Here is a 15,894-nt window from a genome sequence, read left to right as displayed (position 1 = left end):
ACTGAAGCTAGCAGTATAGCACGGTTTATGGGTAGATGCCAGGTTCTCACCGTCAGCCAAGAAAAAAGGCCAGCATCTGCTGGCCTCTTGGCTTGCCAAGCGCCTGTCGGCGCCGGGCCATTTACTCGGCAGCGGCTTCGGCCGGAGCGGCGGCCTCTTCGGCGCGGTCCACCAGCTCGACATAGGCCATCGGCGCGTTGTCGCCGACGCGGAAACCCATCTTCAGGATGCGGGTGTAGCCGCCCGGACGTGCCTTGAAGCGCGGGCCTAGCTCGTTGAACAGCTTGGTGACGATGTCGCGGTCGCGCAGGCGGTCGAAGGCCAGGCGGCGGTTGGCGACGGTCGGCTCCTTGGCCAGGGTGATCAGGGGCTCGACAACCTTGCGCAGTTCCTTGGCCTTCGGGACCGTGGTCTTGATGGCTTCGTGCTGCAGCAGCGAGACGCACATATTGCGCAGCATCGCCTTGCGGTGCTCGCTGGTGCGGTTGAGTTTACGGAGGCCGTGGCGGTGACGCATGGTGCTTTCCTTTCCTACTGTTTAATACCGGCAGCCGTATCAGGTACTGCCGGGTGCACCGGATGGGGTTGGTCAGCGCCCCATCCATTCCTTCAAATTAACGCTTGTCCAGACCTTGCGGCGGCCAGTTTTCCAGGCGGGCGCCCAGAGTCAGGCCGCGCGAAGCCAGCACTTCCTTGATTTCGTTGAGCGACTTGCGACCCAGGTTGGGGGTCTTCAGCAGCTCGGTCTCGGTGCGCTGGATCAGGTCGCCGATGTAGTAGATATTCTCGGCCTTCAGGCAGTTGGCCGAGCGCACGGTCAGCTCGAGCTCGTCGACCGGACGCAGCAGGATCGGATCGAAGCTGCTGGAGCGGGTCGTGGCCTGCTGGTCGAAGGCATCGATCAGATCGGTGCCTTGCAGCTGGGCGAACACGGCCAGTTGCTCAACCAGGATCTTGGCCGAGGCACGGATCGCTTCCTCGGGCGAAATCGCGCCGTTGGTCTCGATCTCCATGACCAGCTTGTCCAGGTCGGTACGCTGCTCGACGCGGGCGTTCTCGACGGCGTAGCTGACGCGCTTGACGGGCGAGAACGATGCGTCCAGAACGATGCGGCCGATGCTCTTGGTCGGCTCGTCGCCATAACGACGCATCGTGCCCGGCACATAGCCGCGGCCCTTCTCGACCTTGATCTGCATGTCCAGCTTGCCGCCTTGCGACAGGTGGGCGATGACGTGCTCGGGATTGATGATCTCGACGTCGTGCGGGGTCTGGATGTCGGCGGCCGTGACCGGGCCTTCGCCTTCCTTGCGCAGGACCAGGGTCACTTCTTCACGGTTGTGAAGACGGAACACCACGCCCTTGAGGTTCAGCATGATGTGAACCACGTCCTCTTGCACGCCATCGATGGCCGAGTACTCGTGCAGCACGCCGGCAATCGTCACTTCCGTCGGCGCATAACCCACCATCGAGGACAGCAGCACACGGCGCAGGGCGTTGCCCAGGGTGTGGCCATAGCCGCGTTCGAACGGCTCCAGAGTGACCTTGGCGCGGTGACCGCCCAGGGGCTCCACATTGATGGATTTGGGTTTGAGCAGATTTGTTTGCATGAGGTCTTTCTTTCAATACCCTCGGTTCGTTACACCGATAAGGCTGAGGGACCAACCGGGCGCAGCCACGACAGGCCCGCGCCCGGACGAGAAAACGGCGAAGCCGAGCGAGCTCTCGAAGAGCCGCCCGGCCGGAGCGAATCGATTAACGCGAGTACAGCTCAACGATCAGCGATTCGTTGATCTCGGCGCCGAACTCGTCGCGGTCCGGTGCCTTCTTGAAGACGCCTTCCAGCTTCGTGCCGTCGACCTGGACCCAGGCGGGCATGCCCACCGACTCGGCCAGCTTGAACGCATCCACAACGCGCAGCTGCTTCTTGGCCTTTTCGCGCACGGCGACGGTGTCGCCGGCCTTGACCAGGTAGGAAGCGATGTTCACGACCTCACCGTTCACGGTGATGCCCTTGTGCGAGACCAGCTGGCGCGCTTCGGCGCGGGTCGAACCGAAGCCCATGCGGTAGACGACGTTGTCCAGACGCGACTCCAGCAGCTGCAGCAGGTTCACGCCGGTCGAGCCCTTGCGGCGCTCGGCTTCGGCGAAGTAGCGGCGGAACTGGCGTTCCAGCACGCCATACATGCGTTTGACCTTCTGCTTTTCGCGCAGTTGCAGGCCGAAGTCGGAGGTGCGCTGACCCGAGGTGCGGCCATGCTGGCCGGGCTTGGAGTCGAACTTGGCCTTGTCGCTGATGGCGCGGCGGGCGCTCTTCAGGAACAGGTCGGTGCCTTCGCGGCGGGAGAGTTTGGCCTTCGGGCCGAGGTAACGTGCCACTTTGAGTGTCCTTGTTCAATCTGACGCATGGCCCGTCGGCATATGCGCGAGTCTGGCCAGTGTTTTTGTCGGCTCAGACGGTGGGCTTAATGAAGCTCAAGCTCGAAAGCGAGGGCCTCAGTGAAAACGGCGTTGCCGCCGGGATTGCCGCTGCACAGCGTTACCGCTGGCTTCAGCAAAACGGCCGGCTGGTGCTTGCGCACCAGCCGGCTTGGAATCGAATCCGCGATTATCGCACTAAACCGCGAGGTTTAGATACGACGACGCTTCTGGGGACGGCAGCCGTTGTGCGGCACCGGGGTCACGTCGGAGATCGAGTTGATACGAATGCCCAGGGCGGCCAGAGCGCGCACCGAGGACTCGCGACCCGGGCCGGGGCCCTTGATCTTCACGTCCAGATTCTTGATGCCCTGCTCCTGAGCGGCACGGCCGGCCACTTCGGCAGCCACCTGGGCGGCGAAGGGGGTCGACTTGCGCGAGCCCTTGAAGCCCTGGCCGCCGGAAGAGGCCCAGGACAGAGCGCCACCCTGACGATCGGTGATCGTGATGATGGTGTTGTTGAACGAAGCGTGGACATGCGCCACACCGTCGGCAACGTTCTTGCGAACCTTCTTGCGAACGCGCTGGGCAGCCGAGTTATTGGGTGCTTTTGCCATATTGACCTTCTTTCAATGCTTGCCGCAGATCACTTCTTGCCGGTCGCAGCCGACTTGCGCGGGCCCTTGCGGGTGCGGGCATTCGTGCGGGTGCGCTGGCCGCGCATCGGCAGACCACGGCGATGACGGAAGCCGCGGTAGCAGCCCAGGTCCATCAAGCGCTTGATGTTGATCGACATCTCGCGGCGCAGATCGCCTTCGATGGTCATGCGGCCGACTTCTTCACGGATCTTCTCGAGATCGGAATCGGTCAGGTCCTTGACCTTCTTGTCGAACGGGATGCCGCAAACGGTGCAGATCTTCTGCGCGGTCGTACGGCCAATGCCGTAGATCGAGGTCAGACCGATCTCGGTGTGCTTTTGCGGCGGAATGTTGATACCAGCAATACGTGCCATGTGCGTCCTCTAATTCGCTGTAGTCGTGCTGCAATCAGCCTTGGCGCTGCTTGTGGCGCGGATCGGTACAGATCACACGCACCACACCCTTGCGGCGGATGATCTTGCAATTGCGGCACATTTGCTTAACGGATGCCGAAACTTTCATGGTCTGCTCCTTGACCTACTCTTTAGCGCTGCTGCGCGTCACCGGGGTACTGATAAAGCTCACTTCGCCCGGAACACGATGCGAGCACGACTCAAATCGTAGGGCGTGAGTTCCACGGTCACCTTGTCGCCCGGCAGGATACGGATGTAGTGCATCCGCATCTTGCCGGAGATGTGCCCGAGGACCACATGCCCGTTTTCCAACTTCACGCGAAACGTGGCATTGGGGAGGTTCTCGAGAATCTCACCCTGCATCTGAATGACGTCGTCTTTCGCCATGCCTACGTTTTCTGCTTCGTTGGAATTTGTTTAACCATTTCGACCGGCTTTTCAGCTGGCCTTGAAATTTGCCTTCTTCAGCAGCGACTCGTACTGCTGACTCATCACATAGGACTGCACCTGCGCCCAGAAGTCCATCGTCACGACCACGATGATCAGCAGCGACGTACCGCCGAAGTAGAACGGAACGTTGTACTTCAGCACCAGGAACTCAGGCAGCAGACAGACCGCCGTGATGTAGACGGCACCGACCAGGGTCAGGCGCGCCAGGATCTTGTCAATATGCTTGGCCGTCTGGTCGCCGGGACGGATCCCGGGGATGAAGGCGCCGCTCTTCTTCAGGTTGTCTGCGGTCTCACGGCTGTTGAACACCAGGGCCGTGTAGAAGAAGCAGAAGAACACGATGGCAGCGGCGTACAGCAGCACGTAGATCGGCTGGCCGGGACGCAGCATGTCCGCAATGTCTTTCAACCAGCGCAGTCCATCGCCGGTGGCGAACCAGCTGACGATGGTGGTCGGCAGCAGGATGATGGACGACGCGAAGATCGGGGGGATCACGCCGGACATGTTGAGCTTCAGCGGCAGGTGCGAGCTCTGGCCGCCATACACCTTGTTGCCCACCTGGCGCTTGGCATAGTTCACCAAGATCTTGCGCTGACCGCGCTCGACGAACACCACCAGATAGGTCACGGCGATGACAATGGCGACGATGAAGATCGAGGAAATGATGCTCATCGCGCCGGTTCGCACCAGCTCCAGCAGGCCGCCGATCGCGCCGGGCAGACCCGCGGCGATACCGCCGAAGATCAGGATCGAAATCCCATTGCCCAGACCGCGCTCGGTGATCTGCTCACCCAGCCACATCAGGAACATCGTGCCGGCCACCAGGCTGCTCACCGCGGTCAGGCGGAAACCAAAGCCCGGGCTGATCACCAGACCCGGCGAGCTTTCCAGCGCCAGCGCGATGCTCAGCGATTGGAAGATGGCCAGACCCAGCGTGCCGTAGCGCGTGTACTGCGTGATCTTGCGGCGCCCTGCTTCGCCTTCCTTCTTCAGCGCTTCCAGACTCGGCACCACATAGCCCATCAACTGCATGACGATGGAGGCCGAGATGTAGGGCATGATGCCCAGCGCGAAGACGGTGAAGCGCGACAGCGCACCGCCCGAGAACATATTGAACAGGCTCAGGATGCCGCCCTGCTGGCCCTTGAAGAGCTGCTGCAGCTGGGCCGGATCGATACCGGGCACGGGGATATGCGCCCCGATGCGGTAGACCACCAGCGCCAGCAACAGGAACACAAGCCGGCGACGCAGGTCGCCGAACTTGCCACTCTTGGCCAACTGATTGGGGTTGCTTGCCACTGTGCCTAGTTCCTAAGCTTTAAGCGACCGAGCCGCCAGCGGCTTCGATCGCGGCCTTGGCACCAACCGTCGCGCCCACGCCCTTCAGCGTGATCTTGCGGCTGATTTCGCCCGACTTGATGACCTTGACGGTCTTCACCAGGTCGGACACCAGGCCCACGGCCTTCAAGGTCAGCAGGTCGATCTCCTCGCCGGCCAGCTTCTGCAGGTCGGACAGGTTGATCTCGGCCACGAAGGGCTTGTTCTGCGACTTGAAACCGCGCTTGGGCAGGCGACGCTGCAGCGGCATCTGGCCGCCTTCAAAGCCCACCTTGTGGAAACCACCGGCGCGCGACTTTTGACCCTTGTGACCACGGCCGGCGGTCTTGCCCAGACCGGATCCGATGCCACGACCGACGCGACGCTTGGCGTGCTTGGCGCCGGTCGCGGGCTTGATCGTATTGAGTTCCATCTTCTTGTCCTCAGTTCGCCAGGCGCTTACAGCACCTGAACGAGGTAGGCGATCTTGTTGATCATGCCGCGCACAGCAGGCGTGTCTTCCAGCGTGCTGGTGCTGTTCAGCTTGCGCAGGCCCAGACCGACCACGGTGGCACGGTGCGAGGCACGGGTGCCGATCGGGCTGCGGACCAGCTTGACCGTCAGGGTTTTCTTGTCAGACATCTGTCTCTCCAGTGCAGCGATCAGCCGAGAATGTCTTCGACCGACTTGCCGCGCTTGGCTGCGACTTCCGCTGCCGTGGTGGAGCGCTTCAGCGCGTCCAGGGTGGCGCGAACCATGTTGTACGGGTTGGTCGAACCGTGGCTCTTGGTCACGATGTCGGTCACACCCATCACCTCGAAGACGGCGCGCATCGGGCCGCCCGCGATCACGCCGGTACCGGCAGGAGCCGGAGCCATGATGACGTGGGCCGCACCGTGCTCACCCACCACATTGTGGTGAATGGTGCCGTTCTTCAGGTTGACCTTGACCATGTTGCGGCGAGCCGATTCCATGGCCTTCTGCACGGCGACCGGGACTTCCTTCGCCTTGCCCTTGCCCATGCCGATACGGCCATCGCCGTCGCCGACCACCGTCAGAGCGGCGAAGGACAGCGTGCGGCCGCCCTTCACCACCTTGGTGACGCGGTTGACCGCGATCATCTTTTCCTTCAGGCCGTCGTCATTGCCTTCGGTCTGCGCGCGGGGTTGAAACTTTGCCATTTCTAAATCCTTTGAGCGTCAGAACTGCAGGCCGGCTTCGCGGGCGGCTTCGGCCAGGGCCTTGACGCGGCCGTGGTAGGCGAAACCAGCACGGTCGAAGGCCACCTTCTCGATACCAGCAGCCTTGGCCTTCTCGGCGATGCGCTTGCCGATCAGCGTGGCGGCAGCCACATTGCCCCCCTTGCCGGAGGCGCCCAGCTCGGCGCGCACTTCCTTCTCGGCGGTCGAGGCGCTGGCCAGCACGCGGGCGCCGTCTTCCGAGATGACGCTGGCGTAGATGTGCAGGTTCGAGCGGAACACCGTCAGACGGGCCACACGCTGGATCGCGATGCGGGCACGGGTCTGACGCGAGCGACGGATGCGCTGTTCTTTCTTGGTCATCATGTCGCTGCTCCTTACTTCTTCTTGGTCTCTTTGAGGGAGACCTTCTCGTCGGAATAGCGGATGCCCTTGCCCTTGTAGGGCTCAGGCGGGCGGAACGCGCGCACTTCCGCGGCGATCTGACCCACCACTTGGCGGTCCGCACCCTTGATCAGGATTTCGGTCTGGGTCGGGCACTCAACCTTGATGCCGGCCGGCATGTCCTTCACCACGGGGTGAGAGAAGCCGATCTGCAGGTTCAGCTTTTGGCCCTGAGCCTGAGCACGAAAGCCCACGCCGACCAGGTTCAGCTTCTTCTCGAAGCCCTTGCTGACGCCGCTGACCATATTGGCCACCAGAGCACGCATCGTGCCGCTCATCGCATCGGCTTCGGCCGATTCATTGGCGGGCACGAAGCTCAGCTTGCCAGCTTCATTCTTCACGTACACCAGGCCATTCGCGGGGCGCACCAGGGTGCCCAGCGAGCCCTTGACGCTGATCTGCTCAGCGCTGATGGTCACGTCCACGCCTTGCGGGACGACGACCGGCATTTTTCCAACGCGGGACATTGTCTGTCTCTCCTTGCGCTTAGGCGACGTAGCAGAGCACTTCGCCGCCGATACCGGCTTGACGTGCCTTGCGGTCAGTCATCACACCCTTCGGGGTGGTGACGATCGCCACACCCAGGCCATTCATGACCTGAGGGATGTCGTGGCGGCCCTTGTAGATGCGCAGGCCGGGACGGCTCACGCGCTCGATGCGCTCGATCACCGGGCGACCGGCGTAATACTTCAGCGCGATCTCCAGCTCGGGGCGGGCGGCATCACCGCGCAGCGCGAAACCGTCGATATAGCCCTCGTCCTTGAGGACCTTGGCGATCGCGATCTTCAGCTTGCTGGAAGGCATCACGACGCTGGCCTTCTCAACGCTCTGGGCGTTGCGAATGCGAGTCAGCATATCGGCGATAGGATCACTCATGCTCATTTGCGATTTCTCCTAATCGGGCCGATTACCAGCTGGCCTTGACGACACCGGGGATGTCGCCCTTGAAGGCCAGCTCACGAATCTTGTTACGGGCCAGACCGAACTTGCGGAAGGTACCGCGGGGACGGCCGGTCAACTCGCAGCGGTTGCGCAGACGAGTCGGGTTGGCATTGCGGGGCAGCTTCTGCAGCTCCAGGCGAGCGGCGTAGCGCTCTTCTTCCGACTTCTTGCCATCGTTGATGATGGCCTTCAGTTCGGCGTACTTCTTCGCGAACTTGGCAACCAGTTGTTCGCGCTTCAGCTCACGTTGCTTGATCGAGAGTTTTGCCACGGGTCACCTCAGTTCTTGAACGGAAACTTGAACGCAGCCAGCAGAGCCTTGGCTTCGTCATCCGTCTTGGCAGACGTCGTGATGCTGATGTTCAGACCACGCAGAGCATCCACCTTGTCGTATTCGATTTCGGGGAAGATGATCTGTTCCTTGACGCCGATGTTGTAGTTGCCACGACCGTCGAACGAGCGGCCGGAGATACCACGGAAGTCGCGCACGCGCGGCAGGGCGATCGTGACGAAACGGTCCAAGAATTCATACATCTGGACGCCGCGCAGGGTCACCATGCAGCCGATGGGCACGCCGTCACGGATCTTGAAGCCGGCGATGGCCTTCTTCGACTTGGTGACCACGGGCTTCTGGCCGGCGATCTTGGTCAGGTCGCCCACGGCGTGGTCCATGACCTTCTTGTCGGCAACGGCCTCACTGACACCCATGTTCAGGGTGATCTTGGTGATGCGCGGCACCTCCATCACGGACTTATAACCGAACTTCTCGGTCAGGCCGGGGACGACTTTTTCGCGATAAAACGCTTGCAAACGAGCCATGTCGGACCTCTTAAGCCTTGATCTCTTCGCCGGTCGACTTGTAGACGCGCACCTTCTTGCCATCGGCGAGCAGCTTGATGCCCACGCGATCGGCCTTGCCGGCAGCGGCGTTGAAAATCGCCACGTTGGATTGATGGATGGGCATGGTCTTGTCGATCACACCACCGGTGGTGCCCTTCATGGGGTTGGGCTTGGCGTGCTTCTTCACGACGTTGACGCCTTCCACCACCAGGTGGGAGTCATCGACACGCAGCGACACAACGCCGCGCTTGCCCTTGTCGCGGCCGGTCAGCACGATGACCTCGTCGCCCTTACGAATCTTGTTCATGGCAGTACCTTTGTTCTCCGGCGAGATGCTTACAGCACCTCGGGCGCCAGCGACACGATCTTCATGAAGCGCTCGGTACGCAACTCGCGCGTCACCGGGCCGAAGATGCGGGTGCCGATCGGCTCCAGCTTGGCGTTCAGCAGCACGGCGGCATTGCCGTCGAACTTCACCAGGGAGCCGTCTTGACGACGCACGCCCTTGGCGGTGCGCACAACCACAGCGCTGTAGACCTCGCCCTTTTTGACGCGACCACGCGGCGCAGCTTCTTTGATGCTGACCTTGATGATGTCGCCAATATGCGCATAACGACGCTTGGAACCACCAAGCACCTTGATGCACATGACGGACTTGGCGCCAGTGTTATCCGCGACATCAAGCCGCGATTGCATTTGAATCATGTCTGTCCCCAACTTTTCCCGCATCACCCTGCTGCGACCATCGCAGCAAACCTCAGCGGTCAGTCTTGGGCCCGTGGACCGGTCGCTCAAGGCTCGTTGCGAGCCCCTCGCGCCCAGCAGTTAAGGGCGAACCCGAGGCCAAAATGCACCACAAGATGCACCTGACGTTCGGCGAAGCTTTGCATTATGCGTCAGGGCAAACGCCAATGTCAAGCGTTTGTCCCGATGAATAGCGAGAAGAGTGAGAAGACGCTTCGCAGCGCCTTCTCGGGCCGCGCCTATCGTGGCCGGCTCAGGCCTTGACCTGTGCCAGCATGGTGCCGGCGTCGCTGACCTCGAATTTGCCGGGCGCCTCGATGTTCAGCGTCTTGACCACGCCGTCGACCACCAGCATCGAGTAGCGCTGGGAGCGCACGCCCATGCCGCGCGCCATCAGATCCAGCGTCAGACCGGTCGCTTGCGTGAAGGCGGCGCTGCCGTCTGCCATCATGCGCACCTTGCCCGCCGTCTTTTGGTCGCGCCCCCAGGCGCCCATCACGAAGGCGTCGTTGACCGACAGGCACCAGATCTCGTCCACGCCGGCAGCCTTCAGGGCCTCCGCCTGCTGCACATAGCCCGGTACATGCTGGGCCGAGCAGGTGGGCGTGAAGGCACCGGGCAGGGCAAAGATTGCAATCTTCTTGCCGGCAGTGGCCTTCTCGACATCAAAGCTGTTGGGGCCTAGCGTACAGCCCTCGCCTTCGACCTCGATGAACTCTTGCAGCGTGCCGGATGGCAGATGGTCACCAACTTTCAACATGATGTGTTCCTCTTGAGCGTGTTGTAGGGGCACAAACGAAAAAACGGCCGGCCACCAGGATTCTGGCGTTCCGGCCGCTTGCGCGGCGCGGGGCGCGAACCCCGCGACTGTAGCGACTTCCGAGGCCTTGTTAGACCTCTTGCGCCTTCTCGATCAGGCGGGTCACGACCCAGCTCTTGGTCTTGGAGATGGGGCGGCCCTCGGCGATTTCGACGACATCACCCATCTTGTACTCGCCCTTTTCGTCGTGGGCATGGTACTTGCGCGAGTGAGCGACGATCTTGCCGTACAGCTCATGCTTGGAGCGACGCTCGATCAGGACCGTGACGGTCTTGGCGCGCTTGTCGCTGACCACGCGGCCGATCAGGGTGCGCGTGTTCTTTTCTTGAGCTTGCGTCATTTCGCGGCTCCCTTCTTCTTTTCGGCCAAGACGGTCTTGACGCGAGCGATGTCGCGGCGGGTCTTGCCCAGCACAGTGTGATTGCTCAACTGTTGGGTCGCCTTTTGCATGCGCAGACCGAAATGGGCCTTGAGCAGGTCGGTCACTTCCTTTTCCAAGGCAGCGACATCCTTGCCACGCAGTTCAGATGCTTTCATGGTGTTCTCCAATCAGGCGCCGACCTGGCGAGCCACGAAGGTGCAACGCAGGGGCAGCTTGGCAGCGGCCAGCGTGAACGCTTCGCGAGCCAGGGCTTCCGGCACGCCATTGATCTCGTAGAGCACCTTGCCGGGCTGAATTTCAGCGACGTAGTACTCGGGATTGCCCTTGCCGTTACCCATACGGACTTCGGCAGGCTTCTGGGAGATCGGCTTGTCCGGGAAGATGCGGATGAAGATACGACCACCGCGCTTGATATGGCGCGAAATCGCACGACGTGCAGCTTCGATCTGGCGAGCCGTCAGACGGCCGCGCTCGGTGGCCTTCAGGCCGAAGTCACCGAAAGACACGGCGGCGCCGCGGGTTGCAACACCGGTGTTGCGACCCTTCTGCTCCTTGCGGTATTTGCGACGAGCTGGTTGCAGCATTATTTATTCTCCTTTGGCCTCGCCAGCAGCGGGGGCCTTGCGGACCACGCGCTTGGCGGCGGGCTGAGCAGCACCGGCCGGCGCATCGCCGGCGGGAGCCGCGTCACGCGGGCCACGATCGCCACCCGGACGGCCACGGCCACCCGGAGCACCCGGACGGGCGTTGCGACGCGGACGACGGTCGTCTTCGGCACCAGCCGGCGTGTTGATCACCGGAGCCTCGCCATTGGCCAGGCGGTCGCCGCGGTAGACCCAGACCTTGACGCCGATGACGCCGTAGGTGGTCTTGGCTTCCGAGAAACCGTAGTCGATGTCGGCCTTCAGGGTGTGCAGGGGCACACGACCTTCGCGATACCACTCGGTACGAGCGATTTCGATGCCGTTCAGACGGCCGGCGGACATGATCTTGATGCCCTGGGCGCCCAGACGCATCGCGTTCTGCATCGCACGCTTCATGGCGCGACGGAACATGATGCGCTTTTCCAGCTGCTGGGTGATCGAGTCGGCGATCAGCTGAGCATCGATTTCGGGCTTGCGCACTTCCTCGATGTTCACGGCCACCGGCACGCCCAGACGCTTGGTCAGTTCGGCCTTCAGGTTTTCGATGTCCTCGCCCTTCTTGCCGATCACCACACCCGGACGTGCCGAGTAGATGGTGATGCGGGCGTTCTTGGCGGGGCGCTCGATCAGGATGCGCGAGACGGCGGCATTCTTCAGCTTCGCCTTCAGGAACTCGCGAACACGCAGATCCTCGGCCAGCATCGTGGCGAAGTTCTGGTTCGACGCGTACCAGCGCGAGGCCCAGTTACGGGTGACGGGCAGGCGGAAGCCGACCGGATGGATTTTCTGTCCCATAGTCTTCCTTGGCCTTTAGTTACCGACCGACACGAAGATGTGGCAGGTGGGCTTGCTGATGCGGTTGCCACGGCCCTTGGCACGGGCAGAGAAACGCTTCAGCGTGGCGCCTTGCTCCACATAGATCGAGGTGACCTTCAGCTCATCAATGTCAGCGCCGTCGTTGTGTTCGGCGTTGGCGATGGCGCTTTCCAGCGCCTTCTTGATGATCAGGGCGGCCTTCTTCTGGGTGAATTCCAGGATGTTGAGCGCTTGGTCCACCTTCTTGCCGCGGATCAGGTCCGCCACCAGGCGGCCCTTGTCACACGAGAGGCGAACACCGCGAACGATTGCTTTGGTTTCCATCGTTGGCATCCTTACTTCTTCCCGGCCTTCTTGTCGGCCGGGTGGCCCTTGAAGGTACGGGTCAGTGCGAATTCGCCCAGCTTGTGGCCGACCATCTGGTCGGACACATAGACCGGCACGTGCTGCTTGCCGTTGTGCACAGCGATCGTCAGACCGATGAACTCGGGCAGGATCGTCGAGCGGCGCGACCAGGTCTTGATGGGCTTCTTGTCCTTGTTGGCAACAGCCTTGTCGACCTTGGCCAACAGGTGAGCATCAACGAACGGGCCCTTCTTCAGCGAACGAGTCATGGCCTACCCCTTACTTCTTGCGACGCGAGACGATGAAGGTCTGCGTGCGCTTGTTGTTACGAGTGCGGTAGCCCTTCGTCAGGGTGTTCCACGGCGACACGGGGGCCTGGCCCTCGCCGGTGCGGCCTTCGCCACCACCGTGCGGGTGATCCACCGGGTTCATTGCCGTACCGCGAACGGTCGGACGGATACCCTTCCAACGGATCGCACCGGCCTTGCCGTACTGGCGCAGGCTGTGCTCTTCGTTGCTGACCTCGCCGATCGTGGCGCGGCAGTCGATGTGGATACGACGCACTTCACCCGAGCGCAGGCGAACCTGGGCGTAGGTGCCTTCGCGAGCCATCAGCACCGCGGAAGCGCCAGCCGAACGCACCAGCTGCGCGCCCTTGCCGGGCAGCAGTTCGATGCAGTGGATGGTGGAACCCACGGGGATGTTGCGGATCGGCAGGGTGTTGCCAGCCTTGATCGGCGCTTCCGAGCCGCTCAGGATGGTGGCACCGACTTCCAGGCCGCGCGGGGCGATCACGTAGCGACGCTCGCCGTCGGCATAGCACACCAGAGCGATGTGGGCCGTACGGTTGGGGTCGTACTCGATGCGCTCGACCTTTGCGGGAATCGCATCCTTGTTGCGCTTGAAGTCGACGACGCGGTAGTGGTGCTTGTGACCACCGCCCTTGTGGCGCATCGTGATGTGACCGTTGTTGTTACGGCCCGACTTCTGCTTTTGCGGTTCGACCAGGGATGCCTCAGGAGCGCCCTTGTGCAGGTGCTTGTGCACCACCTTCACCACGGCACGGCGGCCAGGCGAGGTCGGCTTTACTTTAACGATGGCCATTTACGCAGCCTCCCCGGAGAAGTTGAGCTCTTGGCCCGCCTTCAGAGCGACATACGCCTTCTTGACGTGATCGCGACGGCCGGCACGGCCGCCAAAGCGCTTGGCCTTGCCCTTCACATTCACCACATTGACCGACTCGACCTCGACCTTGAACATCAGTTCAACAGCGGCCTTGATCTCGGGCTTGGTGGCGTCGCGCAGGACCTTGAACAACACTTGGTTGTGCGTCTCGCCCACAGCCGTGGCCTTTTCGGACACGATGGGAGCCAGCAGCACGGAGGCCAGACGGCCTTCGGAATACTTGGGGGCGCTCATGCCAGCATCTCCTTGAGTTGCTCCATTGCGGCCTTGGTCACCAGCACCTTCTTGTAGAAGACCAGCGACAGCGGATCGGCGTAGCGCGGCTCGCACACCAGCACATTGGCCAGATTGCGCGAAGCCAGGGCCAGGTTGTCGTCCACCTGGTCGGCGATCAGCATGACGGAGTCCAGACCCATGGCCTTGAACTTGGCGGCCAGCAGCTTGGTCTTCGGTGCTTCCAGCGCGATCGAATCGACCACGGCCAGACGGCCTTCACGAGCCAGCTGCGAGAGGATGGCGGCCATACCGGCGCGGTACATCTTCTTGTTCAGCTTGTGCGTGAAGTTCTCGTCGGGCATGTTCGGGAAAATCCGACCACCCCCACGCCACAGCGGCGAGGACGTCATACCAGCACGTGCGCGACCGGTGCCCTTCTGGCGGAACGGCTTCTTGGTCGAGTGATGGACCTGTTCACGATCCTTCTGGGCGCGGGTGCCTTGGCGGGCATTGGCCTGATAGGCCACGACCACCTGGTGCACCAGGGCTTCGTTGTAATCGCGAGCGAACACGGTGTCAGGAGCATCCACCTTGGCGGTGGCTTGGCCCTGCTCGTTCAGGAGCTCGAGCTGCATCAGTTGGCTCCTTTCTTGACCTTGACCTTGACGGCGGGACGCACGACCACATGGCCGTTCTTCGCGCCCGGCACGGCACCACGGACCAGCAGCAGCTGACGGGCCTCGTCAACGCGCACGATGTCCAGGTTCTGCACGCTCACGGTCACGTCGCCCAGGTGGCCCGACATCTTCTTGCCGGGGAACACGCGGCCCGGATCCTGCGCCATCGAGATGGAGCCCGGGACATTGTGCGAACGGCTGTTACCGTGCGAAGCGCGCTGCGAACCAAAGTTGTGGCGCTTGATGGTGCCGGTGAAGCCCTTACCGATCGAGGTGCCTTGCACGTCGACCAGCTGGCCGGCGGCGAACAGGGTCACGGGCACTTGCGCGCCGGCCTTGTATTCGGCAGCCACGTCAGCGGCAACACGGAATTCCTTGAGGATTTCGCCGGCCTCGACGCCCGCTTTCGCGAGGTGGCCAGCTTCCGGCTTGGTGACGCGCGAAGCTTTGCGCGCACCGAACGCCACCTGAATGGCGCTGTAGCCGTCGGTCTCTTCGGTCTTGACCTGGGTCACGCGGTTGTTGGACACGTCCAGCACCGTCACAGGGATGGCGTCGCCATCGTCCGTGAAGATGCGCATCATGCCCACCTTGCGGCCCAGCAATCCGAGACGATTGCTTAGACTCATGGTTTTTTCTCCAGCCCCCTCGACCCAAGGTCTTTGGAAGCCATTTACACACACCCGACATCGATTGGCCGGGCTGACCAGATGCACCCCAAACCCAGCTTGACTATGACGGCAAGCCTTCATTGCGATGCGCCGAATCCACACAAGGCGAACCCTGTGCGGAAAAGCTTGCGAGTATAGCGTGAACCCTGATGTCCTCGCAAGGGCCGTCACACCAGAGTCAAGAAAAAAGGGCAATCTTGCGATTGCCCCTCTTCCGTCTGACCTCCGCCCGAGGGCAGAGGAAAAACGTCTTACTGCAGCTTGATTTCCACGTCGACGCCGGCGGGCAGGTCGAGCTTCATCAGCGCGTCCACCGTCTTGTCGGTCGGGTCGACGATGTCCATCAGGCGCTGGTGGGTGCGGATCTCGAACTGGTCGCGCGAGGTCTTGTTGACGTGCGGCGAACGCAGGATGTCGAAACGCTCCATGCGGGTCGGCAGGGGCACGGGGCCCTTGACGATCGCGCCGGTGCGCTTGGCGGTTTCCACGATTTCCAGAGCCGACTGGTCGATCAACTTGTAGTCGAACGCTTTCAGGCGGATGCGGATCTTTTGCTTTTGCATGACTGTTCCTTCAAAGAGCGGGCGGCTTAACGCGAGGTTTCACCGCGAGGTTCGTGAAGCCCGGCTCCGCGAAGAGCCGGGCCGGTCACGCAAAAGACTTAGGCGATGATGGTCGCGACGACGCCGGAGCCGACGGTACGGCCACCTTCACGGATGGCGAAGCGCAGGCCTTC

31 protein-coding genes are annotated in these 15,894 nt (G+C 62.1%); all 31 read right to left on the bottom strand.

The annotated features are described in order from the left end of the window. Positions 1–121 precede the first annotated feature (121 nt). A complete protein-coding gene (rplQ, locus tag AC07OQ_RS21280; protein WP_495055135.1) occupies positions 122–517 on the bottom strand; it encodes a 50S ribosomal protein L17 in 396 nt (131 codons plus the stop codon). A gap of 97 nt (positions 518–614) precedes the next feature. Continuing rightward, positions 615–1,607, bottom strand: coding sequence for a DNA-directed RNA polymerase subunit alpha (locus tag AC07OQ_RS21275; protein WP_495055134.1), 993 nt, complete (start codon positions 1,605–1,607; stop codon positions 615–617). Between the two features lie 145 nt (positions 1,608–1,752). After that, a complete protein-coding gene (rpsD, locus tag AC07OQ_RS21270; protein ID WP_495055133.1) occupies positions 1,753–2,376 on the bottom strand; it encodes a 30S ribosomal protein S4 in 624 nt (207 codons plus the stop codon). A gap of 251 nt (positions 2,377–2,627) precedes the next feature. Next, positions 2,628–3,032: a 30S ribosomal protein S11 gene (rpsK, locus tag AC07OQ_RS21265; RefSeq protein WP_133605042.1), complete on the bottom strand. Its 405-nt coding sequence runs from the start codon at positions 3,030–3,032 to the stop codon at positions 2,628–2,630. 29 nt (positions 3,033–3,061) lie between these two features. Further along, positions 3,062–3,427, bottom strand: a complete 366-nt coding sequence (gene rpsM, locus AC07OQ_RS21260; protein WP_495055132.1) for a 30S ribosomal protein S13 — start codon at positions 3,425–3,427, stop codon at positions 3,062–3,064. Positions 3,428–3,461: 34 nt separating this feature from the next. Then, positions 3,462–3,575, bottom strand: a complete 114-nt coding sequence (gene rpmJ, locus AC07OQ_RS21255) for a 50S ribosomal protein L36 (RefSeq protein WP_056194202.1) — start codon at positions 3,573–3,575, stop codon at positions 3,462–3,464. Between the two features lie 59 nt (positions 3,576–3,634). Further along, complete coding sequence (infA, locus tag AC07OQ_RS21250; RefSeq protein ID WP_009855680.1) at positions 3,635–3,853, bottom strand: translation initiation factor IF-1; 219 nt, start codon at positions 3,851–3,853, stop codon at positions 3,635–3,637. A 51-nt stretch (positions 3,854–3,904) separates the two neighbouring features. Continuing rightward, on the bottom strand, positions 3,905–5,215 hold the full coding sequence (secY, locus tag AC07OQ_RS21245) for a preprotein translocase subunit SecY (RefSeq protein ID WP_495055131.1): 1,311 nt from the start codon (positions 5,213–5,215) through the stop codon (positions 3,905–3,907). A 19-nt stretch (positions 5,216–5,234) separates the two neighbouring features. Beyond that, positions 5,235–5,666, bottom strand: coding sequence for a 50S ribosomal protein L15 (rplO, locus tag AC07OQ_RS21240; RefSeq protein ID WP_495055130.1), 432 nt, complete (start codon positions 5,664–5,666; stop codon positions 5,235–5,237). Between the two features lie 26 nt (positions 5,667–5,692). Continuing rightward, positions 5,693–5,875, bottom strand: coding sequence for a 50S ribosomal protein L30 (rpmD, locus tag AC07OQ_RS21235; protein ID WP_195795820.1), 183 nt, complete (start codon positions 5,873–5,875; stop codon positions 5,693–5,695). 20 nt (positions 5,876–5,895) lie between these two features. Further along, positions 5,896–6,414 carry a 30S ribosomal protein S5 gene (gene rpsE / locus AC07OQ_RS21230; protein ID WP_495055129.1) on the bottom strand — a complete coding sequence of 173 codons (519 nt, stop codon included), beginning with the start codon at positions 6,412–6,414 and terminating at the stop codon, positions 5,896–5,898. A gap of 18 nt (positions 6,415–6,432) precedes the next feature. Beyond that, positions 6,433–6,798, bottom strand: a complete 366-nt coding sequence (gene rplR / locus AC07OQ_RS21225; RefSeq protein WP_495055128.1) for a 50S ribosomal protein L18 — start codon at positions 6,796–6,798, stop codon at positions 6,433–6,435. A gap of 11 nt (positions 6,799–6,809) precedes the next feature. Further along, positions 6,810–7,343 carry a 50S ribosomal protein L6 gene (gene rplF / locus AC07OQ_RS21220; protein WP_495055127.1) on the bottom strand — a complete coding sequence of 178 codons (534 nt, stop codon included), beginning with the start codon at positions 7,341–7,343 and terminating at the stop codon, positions 6,810–6,812. Positions 7,344–7,362: 19 nt separating this feature from the next. After that, positions 7,363–7,758 (bottom strand): 30S ribosomal protein S8, encoded by a 396-nt coding sequence (gene rpsH / locus AC07OQ_RS21215; RefSeq protein WP_195795816.1) that lies wholly within the window; start codon positions 7,756–7,758, stop codon positions 7,363–7,365. Between the two features lie 25 nt (positions 7,759–7,783). Continuing rightward, positions 7,784–8,089, bottom strand: a complete 306-nt coding sequence (gene rpsN / locus AC07OQ_RS21210; RefSeq protein ID WP_495055126.1) for a 30S ribosomal protein S14 — start codon at positions 8,087–8,089, stop codon at positions 7,784–7,786. A gap of 8 nt (positions 8,090–8,097) precedes the next feature. Beyond that, the gene (rplE, locus tag AC07OQ_RS21205) at positions 8,098–8,637 is read right to left on the bottom strand and encodes a 50S ribosomal protein L5 (protein ID WP_495055125.1); all 540 of its coding nucleotides are present in this window, start codon (positions 8,635–8,637) and stop codon (positions 8,098–8,100) included. A 10-nt stretch (positions 8,638–8,647) separates the two neighbouring features. After that, a complete protein-coding gene (gene rplX, locus AC07OQ_RS21200) occupies positions 8,648–8,965 on the bottom strand; it encodes a 50S ribosomal protein L24 (protein ID WP_495055124.1) in 318 nt (105 codons plus the stop codon). A gap of 29 nt (positions 8,966–8,994) precedes the next feature. Next, a complete protein-coding gene (gene rplN / locus AC07OQ_RS21195; protein WP_088484485.1) occupies positions 8,995–9,363 on the bottom strand; it encodes a 50S ribosomal protein L14 in 369 nt (122 codons plus the stop codon). A 292-nt stretch (positions 9,364–9,655) separates the two neighbouring features. Continuing rightward, on the bottom strand, positions 9,656–10,162 hold the full coding sequence (locus tag AC07OQ_RS21190; RefSeq protein ID WP_495055123.1) for a peroxiredoxin: 507 nt from the start codon (positions 10,160–10,162) through the stop codon (positions 9,656–9,658). 130 nt (positions 10,163–10,292) lie between these two features. After that, entirely contained in the window at positions 10,293–10,562 is a 270-nt protein-coding gene (gene rpsQ, locus AC07OQ_RS21185; protein ID WP_495055122.1) for a 30S ribosomal protein S17, read from the bottom strand. Beyond that, positions 10,559–10,759 (bottom strand): 50S ribosomal protein L29, encoded by a 201-nt coding sequence (gene rpmC / locus AC07OQ_RS21180; protein WP_495055121.1) that lies wholly within the window; start codon positions 10,757–10,759, stop codon positions 10,559–10,561. The genes rpsQ and rpmC overlap by 4 nt, the downstream gene beginning before the upstream one ends. Before the next feature lie 12 nt (positions 10,760–10,771). Beyond that, complete coding sequence (gene rplP, locus AC07OQ_RS21175) at positions 10,772–11,188, bottom strand: 50S ribosomal protein L16 (protein ID WP_195795809.1); 417 nt, start codon at positions 11,186–11,188, stop codon at positions 10,772–10,774. Positions 11,189–11,191: 3 nt separating this feature from the next. Next, complete coding sequence (gene rpsC / locus AC07OQ_RS21170; RefSeq protein WP_495055120.1) at positions 11,192–12,043, bottom strand: 30S ribosomal protein S3; 852 nt, start codon at positions 12,041–12,043, stop codon at positions 11,192–11,194. A gap of 15 nt (positions 12,044–12,058) precedes the next feature. Next, positions 12,059–12,388: a 50S ribosomal protein L22 gene (rplV, locus tag AC07OQ_RS21165; RefSeq protein ID WP_282824724.1), complete on the bottom strand. Its 330-nt coding sequence runs from the start codon at positions 12,386–12,388 to the stop codon at positions 12,059–12,061. 11 nt (positions 12,389–12,399) lie between these two features. Further along, positions 12,400–12,678, bottom strand: coding sequence for a 30S ribosomal protein S19 (rpsS, locus tag AC07OQ_RS21160; protein ID WP_195795806.1), 279 nt, complete (start codon positions 12,676–12,678; stop codon positions 12,400–12,402). A 10-nt stretch (positions 12,679–12,688) separates the two neighbouring features. Next, the gene (gene rplB, locus AC07OQ_RS21155; protein ID WP_495055119.1) at positions 12,689–13,513 is read right to left on the bottom strand and encodes a 50S ribosomal protein L2; all 825 of its coding nucleotides are present in this window, start codon (positions 13,511–13,513) and stop codon (positions 12,689–12,691) included. Next, entirely contained in the window at positions 13,514–13,828 is a 315-nt protein-coding gene (gene rplW, locus AC07OQ_RS21150) for a 50S ribosomal protein L23 (RefSeq protein WP_495055118.1), read from the bottom strand. It lies immediately after the preceding gene. Continuing rightward, positions 13,825–14,445, bottom strand: a complete 621-nt coding sequence (gene rplD, locus AC07OQ_RS21145) for a 50S ribosomal protein L4 (protein WP_495055117.1) — start codon at positions 14,443–14,445, stop codon at positions 13,825–13,827. The genes rplW and rplD overlap by 4 nt, the downstream gene beginning before the upstream one ends. Beyond that, a complete protein-coding gene (rplC, locus tag AC07OQ_RS21140) occupies positions 14,445–15,116 on the bottom strand; it encodes a 50S ribosomal protein L3 (protein ID WP_495055116.1) in 672 nt (223 codons plus the stop codon). Before rplC ends, rplD begins: the two co-directional genes overlap by 1 nt. A 293-nt stretch (positions 15,117–15,409) precedes the next feature. Beyond that, a complete protein-coding gene (gene rpsJ, locus AC07OQ_RS21135; protein ID WP_056194266.1) occupies positions 15,410–15,721 on the bottom strand; it encodes a 30S ribosomal protein S10 in 312 nt (103 codons plus the stop codon). A gap of 98 nt (positions 15,722–15,819) precedes the next feature. Further along, a partial coding sequence (locus AC07OQ_RS21130; protein WP_495055166.1) for an EF-Tu C-terminal domain-related protein occupies positions 15,820–15,894 on the bottom strand: 75 nt, incomplete at its 5' end.

It is taken from the genome of Roseateles sp. GW821-FHT09B06 (assembly GCF_059418245.1).
The sequence above is the reverse complement of the archived record's forward strand: the minus strand, read 5'-3'. Positions and strand labels throughout refer to the sequence as shown.

Excerpts from the sequence above, each read along its gene's own strand:
- rplQ (WP_495055135.1), bottom strand. The coding sequence starts at position 517 with ATGCGTCACCGCCACGGCCTCCGTAAACTCAACCGCACCAGCGAGCAC.
- AC07OQ_RS21275 (WP_495055134.1), bottom strand. The coding sequence starts at position 1,607 with ATGCAAACAAATCTGCTCAAACCCAAATCCATCAATGTGGAGCCCCTG.
- rpsK (WP_133605042.1), bottom strand. The coding sequence starts at position 3,032 with ATGGCAAAAGCACCCAATAACTCGGCTGCCCAGCGCGTTCGCAAGAAG.
- rpsM (WP_495055132.1), bottom strand. The coding sequence starts at position 3,427 with ATGGCACGTATTGCTGGTATCAACATTCCGCCGCAAAAGCACACCGAG.
- rpmJ (WP_056194202.1), bottom strand. The coding sequence starts at position 3,575 with ATGAAAGTTTCGGCATCCGTTAAGCAAATGTGCCGCAATTGCAAGATC.
- infA (WP_009855680.1), bottom strand. The coding sequence starts at position 3,853 with ATGGCGAAAGACGACGTCATTCAGATGCAGGGTGAGATTCTCGAGAAC.
- rplO (WP_495055130.1), bottom strand. The coding sequence starts at position 5,666 with ATGGAACTCAATACGATCAAGCCCGCGACCGGCGCCAAGCACGCCAAG.
- rpmD (WP_195795820.1), bottom strand. The coding sequence starts at position 5,875 with ATGTCTGACAAGAAAACCCTGACGGTCAAGCTGGTCCGCAGCCCGATC.
- rpsE (WP_495055129.1), bottom strand. The coding sequence starts at position 6,414 with ATGGCAAAGTTTCAACCCCGCGCGCAGACCGAAGGCAATGACGACGGC.
- rplR (WP_495055128.1), bottom strand. The coding sequence starts at position 6,798 with ATGATGACCAAGAAAGAACAGCGCATCCGTCGCTCGCGTCAGACCCGT.
- rplF (WP_495055127.1), bottom strand. The coding sequence starts at position 7,343 with ATGTCCCGCGTTGGAAAAATGCCGGTCGTCGTCCCGCAAGGCGTGGAC.
- rpsH (WP_195795816.1), bottom strand. The coding sequence starts at position 7,758 with ATGAGCATGAGTGATCCTATCGCCGATATGCTGACTCGCATTCGCAAC.
- rplE (WP_495055125.1), bottom strand. The coding sequence starts at position 8,637 with ATGGCTCGTTTGCAAGCGTTTTATCGCGAAAAAGTCGTCCCCGGCCTG.
- rplX (WP_495055124.1), bottom strand. The coding sequence starts at position 8,965 with ATGAACAAGATTCGTAAGGGCGACGAGGTCATCGTGCTGACCGGCCGC.
- rplN (WP_088484485.1), bottom strand. The coding sequence starts at position 9,363 with ATGATTCAAATGCAATCGCGGCTTGATGTCGCGGATAACACTGGCGCC.
- AC07OQ_RS21190 (WP_495055123.1), bottom strand. The coding sequence starts at position 10,162 with ATGTTGAAAGTTGGTGACCATCTGCCATCCGGCACGCTGCAAGAGTTC.
- rpsQ (WP_495055122.1), bottom strand. The coding sequence starts at position 10,562 with ATGACGCAAGCTCAAGAAAAGAACACGCGCACCCTGATCGGCCGCGTG.
- rpmC (WP_495055121.1), bottom strand. The coding sequence starts at position 10,759 with ATGAAAGCATCTGAACTGCGTGGCAAGGATGTCGCTGCCTTGGAAAAG.
- rplP (WP_195795809.1), bottom strand. The coding sequence starts at position 11,188 with ATGCTGCAACCAGCTCGTCGCAAATACCGCAAGGAGCAGAAGGGTCGC.
- rpsC (WP_495055120.1), bottom strand. The coding sequence starts at position 12,043 with ATGGGACAGAAAATCCATCCGGTCGGCTTCCGCCTGCCCGTCACCCGT.
- rplV (WP_282824724.1), bottom strand. The coding sequence starts at position 12,388 with ATGGAAACCAAAGCAATCGTTCGCGGTGTTCGCCTCTCGTGTGACAAG.
- rpsS (WP_195795806.1), bottom strand. The coding sequence starts at position 12,678 with ATGACTCGTTCGCTGAAGAAGGGCCCGTTCGTTGATGCTCACCTGTTG.
- rplB (WP_495055119.1), bottom strand. The coding sequence starts at position 13,513 with ATGGCCATCGTTAAAGTAAAGCCGACCTCGCCTGGCCGCCGTGCCGTG.
- rplW (WP_495055118.1), bottom strand. The coding sequence starts at position 13,828 with ATGAGCGCCCCCAAGTATTCCGAAGGCCGTCTGGCCTCCGTGCTGCTG.
- rplD (WP_495055117.1), bottom strand. The coding sequence starts at position 14,445 with ATGCAGCTCGAGCTCCTGAACGAGCAGGGCCAAGCCACCGCCAAGGTG.
- rplC (WP_495055116.1), bottom strand. The coding sequence starts at position 15,116 with ATGAGTCTAAGCAATCGTCTCGGATTGCTGGGCCGCAAGGTGGGCATG.
- rpsJ (WP_056194266.1), bottom strand. The coding sequence starts at position 15,721 with ATGCAAAAGCAAAAGATCCGCATCCGCCTGAAAGCGTTCGACTACAAG.